Origin of the sequence: uncultured Thiocystis sp. (assembly GCF_903866365.1) — a bacterium.
In the GTDB taxonomy this organism is placed as follows: domain Bacteria; phylum Pseudomonadota; class Gammaproteobacteria; order Chromatiales; family Chromatiaceae; genus Chromatium.
In genome coordinates this window covers 1-19154 of sequence record NZ_CAIPNF010000466.1, presented here as the reverse complement: position 1 = coordinate 19154, position 19154 = coordinate 1, and the positions used below count along the sequence as shown (strand labels likewise).

Here is a 19154-nt window from a genome sequence, read left to right as displayed (position 1 = left end):
GCCGTCGTACCGATGGAGATGAATCCAGTCCTGCCGCTGGCTGGACTGGCGGTGGCCCTGGCCCTGGCCTCGTCCGCCGTGTCGCTGCTTGCGAGCCGCGAGCCGCGGGTGTTGCGATGGTTCGCCATGCCGCTGATCGGCCTGGCCGGTCTCGCGGCGCTGGCGGCGGGCTTGTGGGCCCTGCTCGCGGGCGGCAGCGCTAACGCGACCCTGCCGCTCGGGTTACCCTGGCAACCCTGGCGAGTGCGGGCGGATGCGCTGTCCGGGCTCTTCCTGATGATCATCGGTCTGGTGACCGTCGCGGTCGGCATCTATGGCCGTTCCTATGTCCGTGGCTACGAACGCGGTCGCGATTCGCTGACGGCGCTCGGCGGTTTCACCGGTCTCTTCCTGACCGGGATGCTGCTGGTGACGCTGGCCGACGACGCCTTTCTCTTCATGGTGGCCTGGGAAGTCATGTCCCTGTCCTCCTATTTTCTGGTGGCCTTCCAGCACGAATACGCCGCCAACCGGCGCGCCGCCTTTCTTTATCTGCTCATGGCCCATGTCGGCGGGCTCGCCATCCTGCTCGGCTTCGGGGTGCTGGCGGCCTTCGGTCACGGGTTCGAGTTCGCGGCCATGCGCGAGGCGGTGCTCTCGCCCGGCTGGGCGAGCGTCGCCTTCGGCCTGGTCTTCGTCGGCTTCGGCATGAAGGCGGGTCTGATGCCGCTGCATGCCTGGCTGCCGGAGGCCCATCCGGTCGCGCCTTCCTATATCTCGGCGCTGATGTCCGGGGTCATGCTGAAGATGGCGGTCTACGGTTTCGTCCGCGTGGTGTTCGACCTCATCGGTCAGGTCCAGTGGCAGTGGGGCGTGATCGCGCTCGCGGTCGGCTGCGTGTCGGCGCTGATGGGCGTACTGTTCGCGTTGATGCAGACCGATTTGAAGCGGCTGCTGGCCTATTCGTCGGTCGAGAATCTCGGCATCGTTTTTATCGCGCTGGGGCTGTCGCTGGTGTTTCTCGGCACCGGTCATCTCCTGCTGGGTTCGCTCGCCCTGGTCGCCGCGCTCTATCACGCCATCAATCACGCGCTCTTCAAGGGGCTGTTGTTCCTGGGCGCGGGCGCTATCCTGCACGGCACGCACGAACGCGATCTGGAGCAGATGGGCGGTCTGCTGCGGCGCATGCCCTGGACCGGCGCCTTCTTCCTGATCGGCTGTCTGTCCATCTCGGCGTTGCCGCCTTTCAATGGCTTCGTCTCCGAATGGCTGATTTTCCAGTCGGCCCTGCAGGCCTGGCAACTTGAAAGCGGGGTGCTGCGCAGCATCATTCCGATCGCCTCGGCGGTGCTGGCGCTGACCGGCGCGCTGGTGGCGGCGACCTTCGTCAAGGTCTACGGCATCGCCTTTCTCGGTCAGGCGCGCTCGCGTCATGTGCGACACGCCCGCCAGGGCGCGGTCGGCATGCGGGTCGGGATGGGTCTGCTGGCGGGGTTGTGCGTGCTGTTCGGCGTCCTGCCGACCCAGGTTATCGCCCTGATCGAGCCGGTATCGGTGCAGTTATTGGGTGGCGGATTGCCCGAGTCGGGCGCCCAGGGCTGGCTGTGGCTGACGCCGATCTCCTCGGACACGGCGAGCTACAGCGCGCCGCTGACCATCCTGCTGCTGGCGCTGATCGCCGGGGTGGCCTTCTGGTGGTTTCTGCGCGGGGTGCCGCGACGCATCCGCCGCAGCGATCCCTGGGACTGCGGATTCGCGCCGCCCTCGCCCCGGATGCAATACACGGCGGCGTCATTCGCGCAGCCGATCCGGCGGGTGTTCGGGCTGCTGTTCGCGATCGACGAATCCCGGCCCGCGTTCGATGATCCGGCACCGCGTTATCGGCTCAAACTGACCGACCGCGCCTGGGCGCTCTTCTATCTCCCGGTGGCGCGCGCCGTCGAAGCGGCCTCGCGGCGGGTGGTGCGTCTGCAATCGGGGAACGTGCGGGTCTATCTCGGCTGGACGCTGGGGACACTGCTGGTGCTGCTATGGGTCATCTCGTGATGCCGGACGGCTTGGTCCTCGCGGCCTGGCTCATCGCCTTCGCGCAGGCGCTGCTCTACGTGGCGCTCGCGCCGCTGCTCGTCGGCTGGGTGCGCAAGGTCAAGGCGCGGCTGCAGAACCGACGCGGCGCGTCGCTCTTTCAGCCCTATGCGGATCTACGCAAGCTGCTGATCAAGGAGACGCGGGTCCCGCATACCGCCTCGCCGCTGTTTCGCATGGCGCCCTACATCGTCTTCGTCGCGACCTGGCTGGCGGCGGCAACCGTCCCGTTGGTGGCGCTCGATCTGCCGGTCGCGCGGATCGCCGACATCATCGTGCTGGTCGGTCTGCTGGCGCTGGCCCGCTTCTTTCTGGCGCTGGCCGGGATGGACGTGGGCACCGCCTTCGGCGGCATGGGCGCCTCGCGCGAGATGCTGATCTCCTCGCTGGCCGAGCCCGCCATGCTGATGGCCGTCTTCACCCTGGCCATGACCGCCCACAGCACCAGTCTGGAGAGCGTCATGAGCCATCATCTGGCCGATGGCTTCGTGCTGCGGCCCTCCTACCTGTTCGCCCTGGGCGCCCTGCTGCTGGTCGCGCTCGCCGAGTGCGGGCGCATTCCGGTAGACAATCCAGCGACCCATCTGGAACTGACCATGATCCATGAGGCCATGCTGCTGGAATATTCCGGCCGGCATCTGGCGCTGATGGAATGGGCAGCGCAGGTAAAGCTGCTGCTCTATGGCGTGCTGATCGCCAACGTCTTTTTCCCCTGGGGCGTGGGCCGGGAGTTCACGCCGCTGGCGCTCGGTCTGGGTCTGCTCGCGGTGCTGGCCAAGCTCGCGCTCCTGGGTGCCGCCCTGGCGACCGCCGAGCACGTGATGGCCAAGATGCGTCTGTTCCGTGCCCCGGCCTTCCTGAATCTGGCGCTGCTGCTGGCCCTGCTCGGTCTGTTGAGCCATGTCATCCTGGAGATCGGCGCATGACGCTCGCCCTCTTGCCGTTGCTGCAACAGTTCGTGCTCTTGCTGGCGGCCCTGGTGATGTTCCTGTCCTTCGTCCTGCTGGCGCAGGCACGCCTCATCTCCGCCATCCATAGCTTCGCCTGGCAGGGCGCGCTGGTGGCGGCGGTCACCCTGACGGTCGCGGTCGCCGGAGAGACGCACCATCTCTATTTCTCGGCCATCCTGACCCTGGCGCTCAAGGCGCTGCTGATTCCCTGGATGTTGCATCGTCTGACCCGCCGGCTGGGACTGGAGCGTCATACCGAGGATCTGCACTGGCCCACCCTGGCGATCATGGCTGCGGTCGTGCTGGTGATCTTCAGCTACTGGCTGGTCACGCCGATGGTGGCGCAGGGTCTCGCCTTCACCCGCAACATCATCGCGGTCAGTCTGGCGGTGGTGCTGATCGGGCTGTTGATGATGGTCGTCCGTCAGCAGGCCGTGGCCCAGGTGCTCGGCTTCATGTCGATGGAGAACGGGCTCTTTCTCGCCGCCGTCTCGGCCACCGCCGGCATGCCGCTGGTGGTGGAACTGGGCGTGGCCTTTGACGTGCTGGTGGCGATGGTGCTGTTCGGGGTTTTCTTCTTTCAGATCCGCGAGAGCATCGACTCACTCGACGTGGACCGGCTCAACCGGCTGACCGAGACCGCCGACCCGGTCGGCGCCAATCCCTTCGCCACGACCGATGAGGTGAGCCAGTGACGCCGCTGTTGCTCACCCTGCTCGCGCCGCTCGTCGGGGGGGTGGCGCTCGCCCTGTTGCGTCCACTGGCCCTGGCCGGCTGGCTGAATCTCGCGGTCTCCGCGCTCACCCTGGGCGGCGCGGTCTGGCTGGCCTGGTCGGTGGCGGTCACTGGCGTCATCGAAGAGATGAGCTTCCGGGTGGACGCCTTCAATGTCTATCTGGTGGTCCTGACCGCCTTCGTTGGCCTGACCACGTCGATCTTCTCGCGGCCCTACATGCGCTATGTCTGTTCGACCGGCAAGCTCGGCACGGGCAGCATGCGGGTCTATCACAGCATGTATCAGGCGTTCATGCTGACCATGCTGGTGGCGCTGACCACCGACAATCTGGGCGTGCTCTGGGTCGCGATCGAGGGGGCGACCCTGGCAACCGTGCTGCTGGTGTCGCTGTATCGCACCCCGGAGGCGGTGGAGGCGGCCTGGAAATATTTCATCCTCTGCGGTGTCGGCATCGCGCTGGCCCTATTCGGGACCGTGTTGACCTATTTCGCCGCCCAGCATGTCGTGGCCGATCCGGGCGCGGGCCTGACCTGGAGCGCGCTTTATGAACGCGCCGACGAACTCAATCCCACGGTGATGCGGATCGCCTTCGTCTTCCTGCTGGTCGGCTATGGCACCAAGGTCGGTCTGGTGCCCATGCATCAGTGGCTGCCGGACGCGCATTCCGAAGGCCCGACGCCCATGTCCGCCGTGCTCTCCGGTTTGCTGCTCAATGTCGCGCTCTATGCCGTGGTGCGGCTCAAGATGCTGGTGGACGGGTCGCTCGCCGGGACCGCGACGCCGCATCTGGCCGGAGCAATGCTGATGGGCTTCGGGCTGGTCTCCTTCACGGTGGCCGGGCTGTTCCTGCATCGCCAGCGCGACATCAAGCGTATGTTCAGTTATTCGTCGATCGAGCACATGGGGCTGATGACCTTCGCCTTCGGACTCGGCGGGCCGCTCGCCACCTTCGGCGCGCTGCTGCACATGCTGGTGCATTCGCTGACCAAGTCGGCCATCTTCGTCACCGTCGGTCACGCCACGCATATCGCCGGCACTCAGGCGATCGATGGCATTCGCGGACTCATCCGCACCCAACCGGCGGTCGGCTGGTCGCTGCTGCTCGGGGTCGTCGCCATCGCCGGCTTTCCGCCCTTCGGCGTCTTCACCAGCGAATTCCTGCTGCTGACCGCCACCATGCAATCGCAGCCCTGGTTCACCTTCGCCCTGGTGAGCGGTCTGGCCATCGCCTTCGCGGGGCTGTTCCGGCATCTGCATCCGATGGTCTATGGCCCCGCGCCCGAGGGTCAGTTGCCGGTTCAGGCCAACATGCTGCCGGTGCTGCTCCATCTGGGTCTGGTGCTGTGGCTGGGATTGTCCATCCCGGATTTTCTCGCCGTCTGGCTGGACCGGGCGACCCAGTTGATTACGGGGACGCATCTGCTATGACCCAATCAGACGGTAGAAGCCCGCTTGCGGGCGACAGTCCTCCGCTGGATCCCGCCGGCTCGTCCGCCAATCGCCCGCAAGCGGGCTCCGACGAACCGTCGGCTCGGATCCGCCGCTTCGACTGGCTGTCCGAGTATCTGGCCCGGCTGGAGGATGAGCATGTCATCGCGCATCGCGGCGATGCGCGGATCCTGGCTCCGGCGCATCGACTGGTGCTGGACCCCGAGGATTGGGCGGTCGCCGCCAAACTGGCGGCGGCGATGGGGATGCGTCACGCCGGACTCTGGGCCGATCCGCTGGATGACGGTCTGAAGGAAACGGACGGGGCCGAGGTGGACGGCGAACCCTGTATCCGCGTCCGTGCCTGTCTGGAGCAGACCGGCGACTATCTGGTGATAGAGACCGATATCCCGCTGAATCGCCCGCTGCTTGACTCCCAGGCCCACATCTATCCAGGCCTGGATCGGCTGGAGCGTCATGCCCATGATCTGACCGGCGTCGTGTTCACGAACCCCTTCGACTCTGCTCAGGGCAAACCGAATACGCGCCGCTGGACCCGTCATCAAGCCTGGCCCGCCGAGCGCTTTCCGCTGCGTCATGATTTCCCGCTGAGCGGCGAGACCGCCCGGCGCACCCCCGCCGACGTGGATTATCCCTTCGTGCGGGTCCAGGGCGCCGGCGTCTACGAGATCCCGGTCGGACCCGTCCACGCCGGCATCATCGAACCGGGTCATTTCCGCTTCCATGCCATGGGCGAGGAGGTGCTGCGTCTGGAACAACGGCTTGGCTACGTCCACAAGGGCATCGAAAAACTCGCGGTGGGGCGCGATCCGGCCGGACTGATTCGGCTCGCCGGGCGGGTCTCCGGCGATTCCACCGTCGCCCATGCCTGGGCCGCCTGCCAGGCCATCGAGCGCGCCAGCGGTTGCGCGGTGCCGCCACGCGCCCTGACCCTGCGCGCGGTCATGGCCGAGCGCGAGCGCATCGCCAATCATCTCGGCGACATCGGCGCCATCTGTAACGATGTCGGCTTTGCCTTCGCCCATGTCCAGTGCGCCCGACTGCGCGAACAATGGCAACGGCGCTCGCGCGAGCTGTTCGGGCATCGTCTCATGATGGACGCGCTCGTCCCTGGCGGCGTCGTCCATGACCTGTCCGCCGACGCCTTTCTGGCGCTGCGCCAGGATCACGCCGCGCTGCATCGCGCCGTCGAGCCGCTGTTCGATGTCGTCGACGATCATCCTTCCCTGGACGACCGGCTCATCAGTACCGGCATCCTGTCGGCGTCGGACGCCCGCGCGCTGGGCTGCACCGGCTATGTCGGCAAGGCCAGCGGGCTCCGATTCGATGTCCGCCGCGACAATCCCTATCCGCCCTACGATGGCGTGCGCGTGGAGGAGTCCGTGGAGACCGAGGGCGATGTGGCCGCGCGGGTGCGGGTGCGCATGGCGGAGGTACGCGGCAGTCTCTGGATGCTCGACCGCCTGCTCGATGCCCTGCCGGAGGGCGAAATCGTCGCGCCCCTCCCCACACCCGCGCCAGGGGCGCAGGGTTTAGGGTTGATCGAGGGCTGGCGCGGCGAGATCCTCTGCTTCGTGCGCTTCGACGCCGCGGGACGCATCGCCCGCTACTTCCCCCGCGACCCAAGCTGGTTCACCTGGCCCGCGCTGGAGCGCCTGATCCTCGGCAACATCGTCCCCGACTTCCCGGTCTGCAACAAATCGGTCAACGGGTCCTATGCCGGGCAGGATCTGTAACATGGTTCGCGCACAGCAAAATCCATCGAACCCCGGACACCCTGGCAATCGCTTGGATCGCCGCCCTCGGAGCCCCGACTCACATGTTTCGAATTCTCAAGCAATCCCTGCGCATCGGCCGCGTCGCCGAGCCGGCACCGGAGCACACAGACATTGAACTCGAACGCATCGGGATTGAGCTGAACCGCCTGATCGACAAACGCTTCCGGTGCAGTTTCGCTATCCGCCAGGTCGATGCCGGATCCTGCAACGGCTGCGAGCTGGAAATTCATGCCCTCAACAACCCTTATCATGATGTGGAGCGCTTTGGCATCCATTTCGTCGCCTCGCCACGCCATGCCGACGCCCTGCTGGTGACGGGTCCGGTGTCGCGCCACATGGAGACAGCGCTGCGCCGGACCTGGCGTGCCATGCCCTCGCCCAAATTCGTGATCGCCGCGGGCGAGTGCGCTTGCAGTGGGGGCGAGTTCGGCGTCTCCTATGCGAGCTGCGGCGCGGTGGAAAACGTGCTGCCGGTCGATATCAAAATCCCCGGCTGCCCACCGATGCCGCTCGATCTGCTCAAGGGTCTGCTCGGGGCGCTGCGGACAACCTGATACCCCGGCACCGCGCTGGTATCCCAACGCGCCGCCAGGTTGGTGCCTTCGCGTCGATGAAGGTGCATCGCTCGCACGAGCGCGGCCATCGGTGCCGCGGCAAATGAAGGGGATTGCGCGCGCGATGAGGTTCCAAGCCGAAATCTTGATACGGTTTAACCGATGGAGGTTTTCATGTCACTTTCGAGCGTTGCACGCTTTGCCGTGCCAGTACTGTTCGGCGCACTGCTCTCGCCCGCGGTCGCCGACGATACATTCTCGATCGCCCAAGCGGAGTACGATCAGGCGCTCGCCCTGTCGCCGGACCTGGAGAACGGTCGCCGGACCTATCTCACCTGTGCCGTCTGCCACCGTCCCGAGGGCTGGGGAACGGTCGATGGCGCCTACCCGCAGATCGCTGGCCAGTCGCGCACCGTCATCGTCAAGCAATTGGCCGACATCCGCGCGCGCAACCGGGACAACCCCTTGATGTATCCCTTCTCCCTGCCGCGCATTCTGGGAGGCCCGCAACAGATTGCCGATGTTGCCGCCTATGTCGCCCAATTGCCGATGACCGCCCACAACGGCCAAGGTCCGGGTGTCGATCTGGAACTCGGCGGACAGCTCTATGTCGAGCATTGCGCCAGTTGCCACGGCGCACGCGGCGAGGGGAACGCGGCCGAGCGCATCCCGGCGGTCGCCGGTCAGCATTACCCCTATACGATGCGGCAGTTCGACGCCATCCGCGAGGGACGGCGAAACAACGCCGACCCGCAAATGCTCAAGCAGACTCATGGCTTCATCGCGCGCGAACAGGCGGCGATCCTGGATTATGCCTCGCGCCTGCCCGTGCCCCCGGAGAAGCTGGCGGCGGAGGGCTGGATGAACCCGGATTTCCCCGCCGATCTCCGCGGCCCCATGGATTTCCCTCCGCTGCCGCCCATGCCGCGCATGCCGCTAGCGCCGCCAGGAATGCTGGAGATGCCTCCCCCGCCCGCGCTCCCGGCTTACCCGGCATCGCCGCCAGAACCTTGAGTCATTGCGATCTCACAGCGATTGCGCCCCGCCTGCTTGGCCCGGTACAGGGCCTCGTCGGCGCGCAGGATCAGTGAATCCAGGGACTCGAACGGGTTGCGGAAGGCGAGTCCCAAGCTGACGGTGATCGGGATCGGCGCTGCACGGTTGACCGCGAAGGCATGCGTTGCGATGGCGGAACGGATGCGCTCGGCATAGCGGCCGGCATCCGTCCGCGTGGTTCCCACCAGAAAGAGCACGAATTCCTCGCCGCCGAACCGCACCGGGATATCCGAGTCGCGGATCACCTGCCGCATGACGGTCGCGACCTGTCTCAGCACCTCGTCACCCGCGGGATGACCATAGGTATCGTTGACGGCCTTGAAATGATCCACGTCGATCATCAGGGCCGACACCAGCGCGTTCTCGTCGCGATCATGAAGACTGCACTGGCGCTCCATCACATCCTGCATATAGACGCGGGTAAACAACCCGGTCAGCGGATCGCGGATGGAGCGTTGATACGCCTCCTTGCGCTTGCTTTCGATGGAGCGGTAGATCATCTCCCGTTCCAGCGCCACCTGGAGCGGCATTGCGATCTGCTGAATGACCTGCTCCTCCTCCGGCGAAACGCCGGTCTCGCGATGAAGATAGATCAAGGCAGCGGCCTCGATGCATTGGCTTTGCGGCGAAAACAGCGGCAGGGTAACCACCAGATCGCCATCCTCGGTGTGGCGACTACAGAAAGTTCCCGCATGCAGCGTGTGGCCCTGGATCGCCGGATCCACGCCTGCGTGGGCCTCGGCCCACTGCGCCTGGGTTTTGCCAAGAAGAGCCAGCACCTCCGGCGGGGCGTCGCCAACCACTCCCGAGAAACGGGTTTCGTGGGAGAGCGTCAACAGGGTGCCATCTTCCAGCCTGGCGTAATAATCGATCCTTGCGACGGGCAGATTGCGGTTGACGACATGGAACAAACGTTCGGCGATATCGCGGAAATCGCGGTACAGCAGCATGGTCTGGGTGATCTCGCGCAGGGTCTGATTGAGATGCGAGAGCCGCTGGATGTCGGTGTTGCCCTGGGCGAAGAGATAGATGCCGCAATCGAGATGTTTCAGCTTGTCCGTCAGATAGGGCACCAGCCGCTCGGGGATGACGGAGCCATGCTGGGCGGCGATGATCTTGACCGGATATTGCTCGATCCGGCTCAACGCATAGTTCAGGATGTCGCGGCTCGGCATGTAGTGTTCGTGAAACGGGCGCAGCGCCTCGAAGTGCGATTCGTCCTGGGCCACCAGCGTGGGACGCGCGGTGAAACCGCCGTAGAGGTCGCTCGAAAAGAGCACCCCGGTGCTCGGATCGAAGGTGCAGAAGGCGCCGGGGAAATGGGCGTAGGGGGTGAAGACGAACCGCAGTTCGCGATCGTCCAGGGTCAGGCGCCAGTCGTGCTGATCCACCAGCCAGAACGGCATCCTGAGTCCATAGTGCTTGAGCAGCGTCTCCGCGCGCCAATGGGTGACGATCACCGCATCCGGGCGTTCCGTCATCTCGTCGATCAATGGGAGCGCGGCGGTGATATCCGGATCCTGATGATGACAGACGAAATAACGGATCCGGGTGAAGGGAATCACCTCCTCGATCTTGCGCAGGGTGCCCGGAAAGGTCAGCCGCGAACCGGGATCGAACAGCACCGATTGGTCGCCCTGTTCGAGCAGATAGACATGGCACTGGAAGACATCGTCGTCGAGCACATGGCCGACCCACCAGACGCGGGGGGCGATCTCCAGTGCGTGCCCGGTATCGGCCTGGTCCAGGTGGGTGAGTTCGGAATTCATCGTCGTCATTGGTCGCGACCGCCTTGAACCGGTGGAAAAGCAAAAAATCACGACCCTGTGACTGACTGTCTGGCCTTGAGCGAATCGTCGTGGCGCTCCAGACAAGTTTCAAATCGGGCGCGGCCGGTTGCCGCCGGACTATCCGCCCGCCAGTTCCGTGGCGGCGGATTCGATCACCCGCGGTTCGGTGAGCGGGTAGGCGGGGATCTTCAGGCTTTGCAGACGTGCCTGATAGGCGGTGCAGTATTCATGATGAAAGGTCAGAAAGAGCGGATGCGCGGCGATCTCCAGAACCTCGGCGATGAAGCGCAGATAGTTGCTCGACTGGCCCATATGATAGGCGGATGGGGCCTCTTGCAAACGCAGTCGCTCGACGCGCGGATCCCACAGCGGAAACACGGCGGGATTGGCGAGATGCAGCACCTTCGCGGCCCCGACAAGCGAACCGAGACAGCCCGCGATCGCGTCGATGGATGCCGCCGGGAGGATCGGCGGCGCGCCCCGCGCGACGTCCAGCGCGCGCGCCGCCGCGGCCAGATGGGCGGTCTCCAGGCGCAGTGCCCGCGGCATCCAGGCATAGGCCAGACTGGCGAGGCGCAGAAAGTCGTCGACCGGGTTGGGCGCGGGAAGCCGGGCGACCGACAGCAGCACCGGATAGGTCCGCAGCAAGGTCGCTTCCCTGGAATGGCTCTCGAAACGACTCCCGCGCACCCGATCGATGGCGTGATAGAGCAATTCGAGATTCATGGGCGGCGATCGTCCCGGCGATCATAGTGTTTGATCTGGCGGCGGACATTGCGCTGAATGATGACGCCCAGGATCGACCATTCCAGACCACTGAGTTCGATCTCGGGATACCGCGGATTCACCGCGATCAGACGTTCGGCACCGCTGTCGTCCTTGAGGTATTGGCGAAACCAGCGCACCCCCTCCACCTCCACGAAGACATAGCTGCGATTCGTGCAGGTATCCGCGGGCTCCACGATCACGATGCAGCGATCCGGAAACTCCGGCGCCATCTCGTCGCCCAGCACTTGCAGCGCATAGGGCTCGTGCAGACTGCAACCCGTGCCGCCAAGATTAGGATCCGCCATGATGAAACCTCATTGATCATTTGAAACCGCATGGGCAAGGATGCGGAGAGATTCAGTCCGAGCCAATGCACCGATCGCGCGGAGCAGGCTGGACGCGACTCAGTACACGAGTGTCGAGCCCGGCAGCAGAATCTCGAACCCCTCGAAGGCTTGCAGGCTGCTCTCCCGCGGCAACTCCAGCAAGGCGTCCGGCTCCAGCGACCAGCGCTCGGACAACGCCTTCAGCGTGTCCGAGGCGTCGACGTTCGCCGCCTCGTCAAGGTCGCTCGCCGTCGCCCTCAGCTGACGCGCGACCCGTTCGGCGACCTGCGGGATCTCGGCCTCGGCGACGACGCTGTCGAGTTGTTTCCGCTCGACGAGCCGCGGCACCTCCCGATACGCATCGGCGCATTGGCTGAAGAACATCAGCCGGCCCAGACCGTGCCGCAGACCCGCCGGAAACGGTCGGTTGCGCGGACCAGGGATTCAGGCGTCATGGCGAATTCTCTCCCCCTCGTTGCGGCGTTGGCGTATTGTCCTGGCGATAAAATAATGGATCGTCGGCGTCTTGGCTGGAATTTTTCGGCAACCTGGCCATCGGGTGCCCGCGCGCGCGATCCTGTTAGAGCTCAAATAGTCCATGATGAAACGAATCATTGCCACCGAAAAGATCCATGGAGATCGGCGCGACTGGCGCAATCTGCGCGACATGCTGCCCTATCTCTGGGAGTTCCGGGGTCGCGCCAGCCTGGCGATCGCCTGTCTGGTGCTGGCCAAGGTCGCCAATGTTGGCGTGCCGCTGGTGCTCAAGGGCATCGTCGACGCCTTCCAGGCGCCCGCGACCCAGACGCTGATCCTGCCGTTTACCCTGCTGCTCGCTTACGGACTGCTCAAACTCAGCTCATCCCTATTCAACGAACTGCGCGACGTGGTGTTCGCGCGGGTGCGCTACCGCGCCATGCGGCGCCTGTCGACGCGGGTGCTGGAACACCTGCACCGCCTCTCGCTGCGCTATCACCTGGAGCGCCAGAGCGGCGCCATCAGCCGCGATCTGGAGCGCGGCACCCGCTCGGTTTCGACCATCCTCAACTATGTCGTCTTCAGCGTGCTGCCGGTGCTGGTCGAATTCGCGCTGGTCTCTGCCATCCTGCTGGGACGTTATGCCCCGTCATTCATGCTGGTCACCTTCGGCACGGTCGCGGTCTATTTCGCCTTCACCTTCGCGATCACCGAATGGCGCATGGACTACCGCCATCGGATGAACCGGCTCGACTCGGAGGCCAACCATCAGGCGTTCGACAGCCTCATCAACTACGAGACGGTCAAGTATTTCGGCAACGAGCGTCTGGAACTGGATCGCTACGACGGCACGCTCGCCCAATGGGAAGAGATGGCGGTCGCCAGCCAGACCTCGATGTCGCTGCTCAATTTCGGTCAGGGCGCCATCATCGCCGTCGGCGTCACGCTGATCATGATCCTCGCGGCCCAGGGTGTGGTCGCCGGTCAGATGAGCGTCGGCGATCTGGTGTTGGTCAATGCGCTGCTGCTGCAACTCTTCATCCCGCTCGGGTTTCTCGGCATCGTCTACCGTCAGATCAAATACGCCATCGCGGACATGGATCTGGTGTTCAAACTCCTGGAGCGCAAGCCCGAAATCGAGAACCGACCGATCGCCCGGCCGCTGGCGCTCCGTCAGGGCGGCATCCGTTTCGAGCGGGTGGATTTTCATTATCAGCCGGAGCGCGCCATTCTGCGCGGCCTGGATTTCAGCATCGAGCCCGGCCAGAAGCTCGCCGTGGTCGGACATAGCGGGGCCGGTAAATCGACCCTGGCGCGGCTGCTGTTTCGCTTCTACGACGTGACCGGCGGGCGCATCCTGATCGACGGTCAGGATCTGCGCGATCTCACCCAGGACAGCCTGCGCGCGGCGATCGGCATCGTCCCTCAGGATACGGTGCTCTTCAACGACAGCCTCTATTACAACCTGGCCTATGGGCGCACCGGCGCGACCCGCGCGGAGATCGAGCGCGCCGCCGACATGGCCCATATCCGCGCCTTCATCGAAAGCCTGCCCGACGGCTGGGAGACGGTGGTCGGCGAGCGCGGGCTGAAACTGTCCGGCGGCGAGAAACAGCGGGTCGCCATCGCCCGCGCCATGTTGAAACGCCCGCGCATCCTCATCTTCGACGAAGCCACCTCCTCGCTCGACAGTCACACCGAGCAGGCGATCCAGCAGACCATGATCGAGGTGGCCGAGAACCGCACCACGCTGGTCATCGCGCACCGACTCTCGACCGTCGTGGACGCCGACCGGATTCTGGTGATGGAACAGGGCCGTATCCGCGAACAGGGCACGCATCGCGAGTTGCTGGAGGCAGGTGGACAGTACGCGTCGATGTGGGAGTTGCAGCAACGCGAAGGGAGCGATGCGGTGGTCTTGCCCGACGCACCTGGCGAGACCATGTCGTCATGAAAGAATTCCGCCAACCGTGCCAGGTCGCACATCCCGTCAGGCCGACCCGCGGCGCGCCACGCGACCATGGGCTTGTGCTCGACGGTTGCGCGCGACTACCATCAGGCCCGCATCGCCATTCACAGAAGACCGCCTTCAGCGGCTCAGCCACCATGAGGATAGACCCATGATTCCACGCATCACCGCCACCCTGGCGGCCCTGGCCTGCTCGTCAGCCGTCTCCGCCGCCACCTTTATGGACGTCGACTGGGCGTCCGCCGCCTGCGCCGCCTGGAATAGCACCCCGGCTCTCACCAATGAACTCGGGGGCGCGGCCTGGGCGGCGAACGACGCCGGGCGGGGCTTCAAGATCATTCAACTCTACCGGAGCAAGTGTGGTGCCGCCTCCAGGGTCGAGCTTGAGATCAGCAACCAGGACGGCAAGGCCCACTGCGCGCGGGGCGGCGCGGTCAAGCACAGTACGCTCGACCCCAAGGTCGACTATCTGATGTATGCCTCCGACGAGGATTGGGCCTGCATGGGCCAGGGCAGCTTTGGCTGCGGCGCCATGGGCGCCATGATGACCGGCAAGCTCAAATTTCAGGGCCCCAAGGCCGAGGCCATGGGCGTGATAGGCCCCTTCGACAGCTTCCTGCTCCTGGCCGGCAAGGTTCCGGGCGACACCTCCTCCTGTCCGAAATAGACCAGGCCCCGCGGATTTCCAGCGGCCACCTCGCGCGGGCCTGACTCTCTGTCACGGTCCGCGCCCGGCTCTCTTCGATTCGCCGAGCCGCCGGGTACAGCGGTTCATCTCCCAAGGCAACTGGATCGGCGGCCTGGCGATGACCAAATTCTTCCGACATCACCTCAACGGTACGACATGCCGCCATCGCGATGACCCCGAACACCACCCGCAGCGACTCCCATCCGCCACTTGACGCTTCCCGTGTCCATGCCATCCTCCGGGCAACGCAGCTCGCGATCCCGCTGCTGACGGTAGCGATCGCGCTGACAGCGGCCCTGATCCTGCTGGCGACCCAGTGGATCTGGCCCGAACTCGTTTGGCGTCCATGGCTTTTACTCGCCGCGTTCCTGCTGACCGGAACGCTTGGCCTGACCGTCGCCTGGATGCGCCTGCGCCGCCAGTTGCTGATCCCGCTGGCGCGGCTGGAACATTCGTTAAGCCGGGTCTGCCAGGGCGAGCAGGGGGCCAGCGAGGCGCTGCGCGAAACCGGCGTGCTCGGGCGCATCGCCCAGGATATTCGCAGCCTGAACGAGGAATTGACCGATCTCTACGAGGACATGGACAACCGGGTCGCGCGCCAGACCATGCGCCTCGCGCAAAAGACCGCCTCGCTCAAGATCCTCTACGACGTGGCCGCCGGTATTCAGCAAACCGAGAGCGTCGAGGAATTGCTGCTACGTTTTCTGCGGGTGCTCAAAGAGATGATCAACGGGCGGGCGGCGACCGTGCGGCTGGTCATGGCCGACGGCTCGCGGCGTCTGATCGGCTCCATCGGCCTGAACGACGATCTGGTGCGCGAGCAGGATATGGCCCCGGTGGATCTCTGTCTGTGCGGCACGGCGCTCACGCCCGGCGACATCGTTTGCGACAAGGATGCCCGCTATTGTTCGCGCATCTATGGCCGGCGCATGTTCAAAAGCTCCGAGATCGAGGTGGTCACGGTACCGCTGGAGCATCGCGACGAACTGCTCGGCGTCTACAGCATCTTCGTCGACCGGCCGGGCGTGACGGCGCGCGAGGACATCATGGATCTGCTCTTCACCGTCGGTCACCACCTGGGCGTCGCCATCGCCAAGCAGCGCTCCGATGCCGAGACGCGCCGACTCTCCATCGTCGAGGAACGCAACTCGCTGGCCCACGAACTGCATGACTCGCTGGCCCAAACCCTGGCGAGTCTGCGCTTTCAGTGCCGGATGCTGAACGATTCGCTGGGCGACACCCCCATCTCCGAGGCGGCCCGCAACGATCTGGCGCGCATCCGTAACGGACTCGACGAGGCCCATACCGAGCTGCGCGAACTGCTCGCCAGTTTCCGGGCACCGCTCGACCGGCGCGGTCTGGTGCCCGCGCTGGCGAAACTCACCAACCGACTCGGCCGCGAGACCGGCGCCCATGTGCTCTTTCAGAACGATTGCCGGCCCTTTGAACTCTCCGCCAGCGATGAACTTCAGCTCCTGCGCATCGCCCAGGAGTCGCTCGCCAACATCCGCAAGCATGCGCGGGCGCACACCATTAGAGTATTGCTGACGCGCGAGCCCGATGGCCGGCATGTCCTGCTGATCGAGGACGACGGGGTTGGATTCAGCACCCCGTCCGATGGCGCCCGTCCTGGCGAATGCATCGGTCTGTCGATCCTGGAGGAGCGCGCGCGCCGCATCGGCGCGGAGCTGTCCATCGAGAGCGATCCGGGGGAAGGCACCCGCGTCGAGGTCATCTTCGAGGTCAACCGGCGCGCCGCGCGCCCTGTGCTGGAGCCGGTCCGATGCGCGTCTTGATGATTGACGATCACGCCCTTTTTCGCTTCGGACTTCAGGAATTGCTGGAGCGACGCGGCATCGAGGTCATCGCGGTCGGGGACGCCTCGGCCGGTCTGCGGCGGGTCGCCGAGACCAGTCCCGATGTCATCCTGCTAGACATGCGCATGCCGCAACTCTCCGGTCTGGAGTTGCTACGTCAGATCCGCGCGGTCCATCAGCGCATGCCGATCGCCATGCTGACCACCAGCGCCGAGGAGCGCGACGTGATCGACTCGTTGCAAAGCGGCGCGCAGGGCTATCTGCTCAAGGACATGGAACCGGATGCCCTGATCGCCGCCCTGGGCGAGATCGTGCGCGGACGCACCGTGGTCGCGCCGGAGCTTGCCAGCGTGCTCGCCCGGGCGGTCCAGGGCGAGGCGCGGGTCGCGCGGGCCGAGAGCGGCATCGCCGACCTCACCCCGCGCGAGCAGGAAATCCTCTGCCATCTCGCCGAGGGACAGAGCAACAAGAGCATCGCGCGCCGGCTCGGGATCTCCGATGGCACCGTCAAGCTGCATGTGAAGGCGATCCTGCGCAAACTAGAGGTCCATTCGCGGGTCGAGGCGGCGGTGATCGCAGTCGAGCGGGGGTTATGCGAAAGAGAACCCGGGCGTTTGTGACACGGTTTTCCCGAAATCACTGACGCACTTCAACAAATACTGTTGACCATGATCGCTTGCGCGGACTATCGATTTTGCTTGGAAGGTAGCGGCAAACGCCCAAAGACACGACGAATATTTTTCCTCACCAACCGCATCGCAAAGATGGCGGAGGGCCAGAGATCGTCGACAGCAAAATGTGCAAACTCGGACACGCCCCGCAATGAGCCGAGCCAGGCGCCCAGCGAGAGAGATCCTTTCCGTCGGTGGGCGCGCATGGCATCGAGATCCTTGTCCTCGACCAGCCAGCGACGCCCCCAGAAGGGTTCGACGGACGGAAGACTCTGACCCGTCAGGTCCAGGTACAGTGCCCTGACAACATCAAAACCATGTTGATCGACAAATAGCCGGAAAGTGGCACCGATGCGTGGATTGACATCCAACAATTTCCAAAGTCCATCTCGATTGTCGTAGCAAAAGTCAGTGTCAACGACACCCTGGTAGCCAGTTGCCGCCACGACTCGGGAGATACTGTCAATCATGGCTTGACTGGGCGCGCAAACACCAAGCGTTGTCACGCCGCCATCAATGGGAAGCTGGCGCAACTTGTGGCCAGTGATTGCGAATCGACAGTCCCCGACTCTATCGAAGTAGGCATTCAGCATCCAGGTGTCTTGAGTATCCCCGGGAATAAACTCTTGCAGAGCAAGATTCTTGATCCCTGGCTCATCTAATTCCGCGTAAGCGTCCCTCAATTCGGATAGCTGGTGCACGACTGCCATGCGTCGCCCGGTGCGGTGCATCAGTCGATCAGGATCGATCGCTTTGACAATCAACGGGAACTGGAGACCAGGCCCCTCGCGCAGCGCCTCCTCAACGGAATCCGGAAAGAGCGTCTCGGGCGTGGGAACATCTTCGGTTTTGCAGAGGCGATACAGAGATTCCTTACTGTAGAGGCGAGGTACCGCCCCAGGCGCGGGCTGCGGAAACAGAAACCACTGCGACAGCAAATCCCGATATTGCTCAACGAAAAGGCTGCGCGTATCGAAGGTTGGTAACAAGATCGATTTTTGGCCAATCTTGCGCCCCACGCCAATGAGGAATTGCGCGGAGTCATCCGGGGGACTTGACTCGAAGTCCCATGCGAATCGTCCCGCGCAATACCGCGACTTCATGGCAAGGGCATCGGGTTCATGATCAATACAAAAAACCTGAACCCCCATGCGCCCCAGCGTGCGTACAATCGCCAGCGAACAATAACTTTCCGCACGAAAGACAACCACCGGGGTGGCTGCGGAAAAGTTTGACATTGGTTTATGTGCCATTGCGGATGCCTTGGTTGCTAGAGTGAACCACCTTGGTTGCGGATGAATCACAAGTCAGATCCGCCCCGCGTCCTGTCAATGTAAGCGGTTGGGAAACTACACCATCCGCATGGACTCAAACTCTTACCGACTGATGCGTCAGTTGCGAGTCTCGAACGTGCCACCATGTCTCCAATCGTCGCATATTTTGGAGCGGGAATGGCGATCTGTCAGCCTGGCCACGCGCTCCAGGACCAACTCCGAGCGGACGGCATGATCGGCTCGATGAGCCGCAAGGGCAACTGCTGGGACAATGCTCCGACCGAGAGCGGGTTCAACAGCTTCAAGTACGAGCGGGTCTTCGGGGAGCGCATCTCCACTAGGGAGACGATGAAGGCGATCGCCTCCGAGTCCATCGAGGTATTTTACAACCGCAAGCGTCTGCACTCCACCTTCGTGTACACCTCACCGGTTCAGTTCCTGAAAGACTCGATCGGCACTCAGCGGGGAAAAACTGGTCGCATGAGCACACCCCTTTGGAAGACGAAAAACCGAGGGAACCTCAATCCGCCTACTCAACCCCCTTTCTGTGCGGTAGATCGCGTTCATTACGAATGTTTTAAGCCACAATATTGATGAATGAATAAAGGCATAAAAAACAATCGCCAGAACTCTTTTATTTACGCCGAACTAGGGCGTGTCATCAATTGTAGTTGTGTGGGAATATTGTCGCCCGACCACTTCAAAATGAACGAGGAGCCCGGATGACTCAGCGTCGCTATGCCCTGCGTGACGATCAATGGGAGCGGATCAAGAACCTCCTGCCTGG

General features: G+C 64.1%; 17 protein-coding genes. 12 read left to right on the top strand and 5 right to left on the bottom strand.

All coding sequences use genetic code 11. From position 1 onward, the window contains the following. Positions 1-12: 12 nt before the first annotated feature. The 7 genes from hyfB (at position 13) to QZY07_RS25610 (ending at position 8545) form a co-directional block, all read left to right on the top strand. Positions 13-2025 (top strand): hydrogenase 4 subunit B, encoded by a 2013-nt coding sequence (gene hyfB, locus QZY07_RS25640; protein WP_295409019.1) that lies wholly within the window; start codon positions 13-15, stop codon positions 2023-2025. Further along, positions 2025-2990, top strand: coding sequence for an NADH-quinone oxidoreductase subunit H (locus QZY07_RS25635; protein WP_295409017.1), 966 nt, complete (start codon positions 2025-2027; stop codon positions 2988-2990). Before hyfB ends, QZY07_RS25635 begins: the two co-directional genes overlap by 1 nt. Beyond that, complete coding sequence (locus tag QZY07_RS25630; protein ID WP_295408978.1) at positions 2987-3709, top strand: formate hydrogenlyase; 723 nt, start codon at positions 2987-2989, stop codon at positions 3707-3709. The genes QZY07_RS25635 and QZY07_RS25630 overlap by 4 nt, the downstream gene beginning before the upstream one ends. Next, positions 3706-5178 carry a hydrogenase 4 subunit F gene (locus QZY07_RS25625; protein WP_295408976.1) on the top strand — a complete coding sequence of 491 codons (1473 nt, stop codon included), beginning with the start codon at positions 3706-3708 and terminating at the stop codon, positions 5176-5178. Before QZY07_RS25630 ends, QZY07_RS25625 begins: the two co-directional genes overlap by 4 nt. Further along, positions 5175-6935, top strand: coding sequence for an NADH-quinone oxidoreductase subunit C (locus QZY07_RS25620; protein WP_295408974.1), 1761 nt, complete (start codon positions 5175-5177; stop codon positions 6933-6935). Before QZY07_RS25625 ends, QZY07_RS25620 begins: the two co-directional genes overlap by 4 nt. A gap of 83 nt (positions 6936-7018) precedes the next feature. Continuing rightward, on the top strand, positions 7019-7531 hold the full coding sequence (locus QZY07_RS25615; protein WP_295408971.1) for an NADH-quinone oxidoreductase subunit B family protein: 513 nt from the start codon (positions 7019-7021) through the stop codon (positions 7529-7531). A gap of 174 nt (positions 7532-7705) precedes the next feature. Then, entirely contained in the window at positions 7706-8545 is an 840-nt protein-coding gene (locus QZY07_RS25610; protein WP_295408969.1) for a c-type cytochrome, read from the top strand. On the opposite strand, the gene QZY07_RS25605 is transcribed toward QZY07_RS25610, so the two are convergent. From QZY07_RS25605 to QZY07_RS25590, 4 genes are all read right to left on the bottom strand, one after another. Beyond that, positions 8518-10365 carry a diguanylate cyclase gene (locus QZY07_RS25605; protein ID WP_295408967.1) on the bottom strand — a complete coding sequence of 616 codons (1848 nt, stop codon included), beginning with the start codon at positions 10363-10365 and terminating at the stop codon, positions 8518-8520. The two genes, QZY07_RS25610 and QZY07_RS25605, sit on opposite strands and share 28 nt — an antisense overlap. A 129-nt stretch (positions 10366-10494) precedes the next feature. Next, complete coding sequence (locus QZY07_RS25600) at positions 10495-11103, bottom strand: hypothetical protein (protein ID WP_295408965.1); 609 nt, start codon at positions 11101-11103, stop codon at positions 10495-10497. Next, complete coding sequence (locus tag QZY07_RS25595; RefSeq protein ID WP_295408963.1) at positions 11100-11450, bottom strand: S24 family peptidase; 351 nt, start codon at positions 11448-11450, stop codon at positions 11100-11102. Before QZY07_RS25595 ends, QZY07_RS25600 begins: the two co-directional genes overlap by 4 nt. A 99-nt stretch (positions 11451-11549) precedes the next feature. Continuing rightward, complete coding sequence (locus tag QZY07_RS25590; RefSeq protein ID WP_295408961.1) at positions 11550-11855, bottom strand: hypothetical protein; 306 nt, start codon at positions 11853-11855, stop codon at positions 11550-11552. A 214-nt stretch (positions 11856-12069) separates the two neighbouring features. On the opposite strand from QZY07_RS25590, the gene QZY07_RS25585 reads away from it, so the two are divergent. The 4 genes from QZY07_RS25585 to QZY07_RS25570 all read left to right on the top strand — a co-directional run bounded on the left by QZY07_RS25585 (position 12070) and on the right by QZY07_RS25570 (position 17042). Further along, positions 12070-13902, top strand: a complete 1833-nt coding sequence (locus QZY07_RS25585) for an ABC transporter ATP-binding protein/permease (RefSeq protein ID WP_295408959.1) — start codon at positions 12070-12072, stop codon at positions 13900-13902. Between the two features lie 166 nt (positions 13903-14068). Beyond that, complete coding sequence (locus QZY07_RS25580) at positions 14069-14584, top strand: SCP2 sterol-binding domain-containing protein (RefSeq protein ID WP_295408957.1); 516 nt, start codon at positions 14069-14071, stop codon at positions 14582-14584. A 191-nt stretch (positions 14585-14775) separates the two neighbouring features. Continuing rightward, complete coding sequence (locus tag QZY07_RS25575) at positions 14776-16401, top strand: histidine kinase (protein WP_295408955.1); 1626 nt, start codon at positions 14776-14778, stop codon at positions 16399-16401. Further along, the gene (locus tag QZY07_RS25570; RefSeq protein ID WP_295408953.1) at positions 16389-17042 is read left to right on the top strand and encodes a response regulator transcription factor; all 654 of its coding nucleotides are present in this window, start codon (positions 16389-16391) and stop codon (positions 17040-17042) included. Before QZY07_RS25575 ends, QZY07_RS25570 begins: the two co-directional genes overlap by 13 nt. A 65-nt stretch (positions 17043-17107) precedes the next feature. Here QZY07_RS25570 and QZY07_RS25565 read toward each other — a convergent pair whose 3' ends face one another. Further along, complete coding sequence (locus QZY07_RS25565; RefSeq protein ID WP_295408952.1) at positions 17108-18346, bottom strand: hypothetical protein; 1239 nt, start codon at positions 18344-18346, stop codon at positions 17108-17110. A 165-nt stretch (positions 18347-18511) separates the two neighbouring features. On the opposite strand from QZY07_RS25565, the gene QZY07_RS25560 reads away from it, so the two are divergent. Next, the gene (locus QZY07_RS25560; RefSeq protein ID WP_295408951.1) at positions 18512-18961 is read left to right on the top strand and encodes an IS3 family transposase; all 450 of its coding nucleotides are present in this window, start codon (positions 18512-18514) and stop codon (positions 18959-18961) included. The last annotated feature ends 193 nt before the right edge of the window (positions 18962-19154 follow it).

Excerpts from the sequence above, each read along its gene's own strand:
- QZY07_RS25575 (WP_295408955.1), top strand. The coding sequence starts at position 14,776 with ATGACCCCGAACACCACCCGCAGCGACTCCCATCCGCCACTTGACGCT.
- QZY07_RS25610 (WP_295408969.1), top strand. The coding sequence starts at position 7,706 with ATGTCACTTTCGAGCGTTGCACGCTTTGCCGTGCCAGTACTGTTCGGC.
- QZY07_RS25605 (WP_295408967.1), bottom strand. The coding sequence starts at position 10,365 with ATGACGACGATGAATTCCGAACTCACCCACCTGGACCAGGCCGATACC.
- QZY07_RS25570 (WP_295408953.1), top strand. The coding sequence starts at position 16,389 with ATGCGCGTCTTGATGATTGACGATCACGCCCTTTTTCGCTTCGGACTT.
- hyfB (WP_295409019.1), top strand. The coding sequence starts at position 13 with ATGGAGATGAATCCAGTCCTGCCGCTGGCTGGACTGGCGGTGGCCCTG.
- QZY07_RS25560 (WP_295408951.1), top strand. The coding sequence starts at position 18,512 with ATGTCTCCAATCGTCGCATATTTTGGAGCGGGAATGGCGATCTGTCAG.
- QZY07_RS25565 (WP_295408952.1), bottom strand. The coding sequence starts at position 18,346 with ATGGCACATAAACCAATGTCAAACTTTTCCGCAGCCACCCCGGTGGTT.
- QZY07_RS25635 (WP_295409017.1), top strand. The coding sequence starts at position 2,025 with ATGCCGGACGGCTTGGTCCTCGCGGCCTGGCTCATCGCCTTCGCGCAG.
- QZY07_RS25580 (WP_295408957.1), top strand. The coding sequence starts at position 14,069 with ATGATTCCACGCATCACCGCCACCCTGGCGGCCCTGGCCTGCTCGTCA.
- QZY07_RS25590 (WP_295408961.1), bottom strand. The coding sequence starts at position 11,855 with ATGTTCTTCAGCCAATGCGCCGATGCGTATCGGGAGGTGCCGCGGCTC.
- QZY07_RS25615 (WP_295408971.1), top strand. The coding sequence starts at position 7,019 with ATGTTTCGAATTCTCAAGCAATCCCTGCGCATCGGCCGCGTCGCCGAG.
- QZY07_RS25595 (WP_295408963.1), bottom strand. The coding sequence starts at position 11,450 with ATGGCGGATCCTAATCTTGGCGGCACGGGTTGCAGTCTGCACGAGCCC.
- QZY07_RS25600 (WP_295408965.1), bottom strand. The coding sequence starts at position 11,103 with ATGAATCTCGAATTGCTCTATCACGCCATCGATCGGGTGCGCGGGAGT.
- QZY07_RS25585 (WP_295408959.1), top strand. The coding sequence starts at position 12,070 with ATGATGAAACGAATCATTGCCACCGAAAAGATCCATGGAGATCGGCGC.
- QZY07_RS25630 (WP_295408978.1), top strand. The coding sequence starts at position 2,987 with ATGACGCTCGCCCTCTTGCCGTTGCTGCAACAGTTCGTGCTCTTGCTG.
- QZY07_RS25620 (WP_295408974.1), top strand. The coding sequence starts at position 5,175 with ATGACCCAATCAGACGGTAGAAGCCCGCTTGCGGGCGACAGTCCTCCG.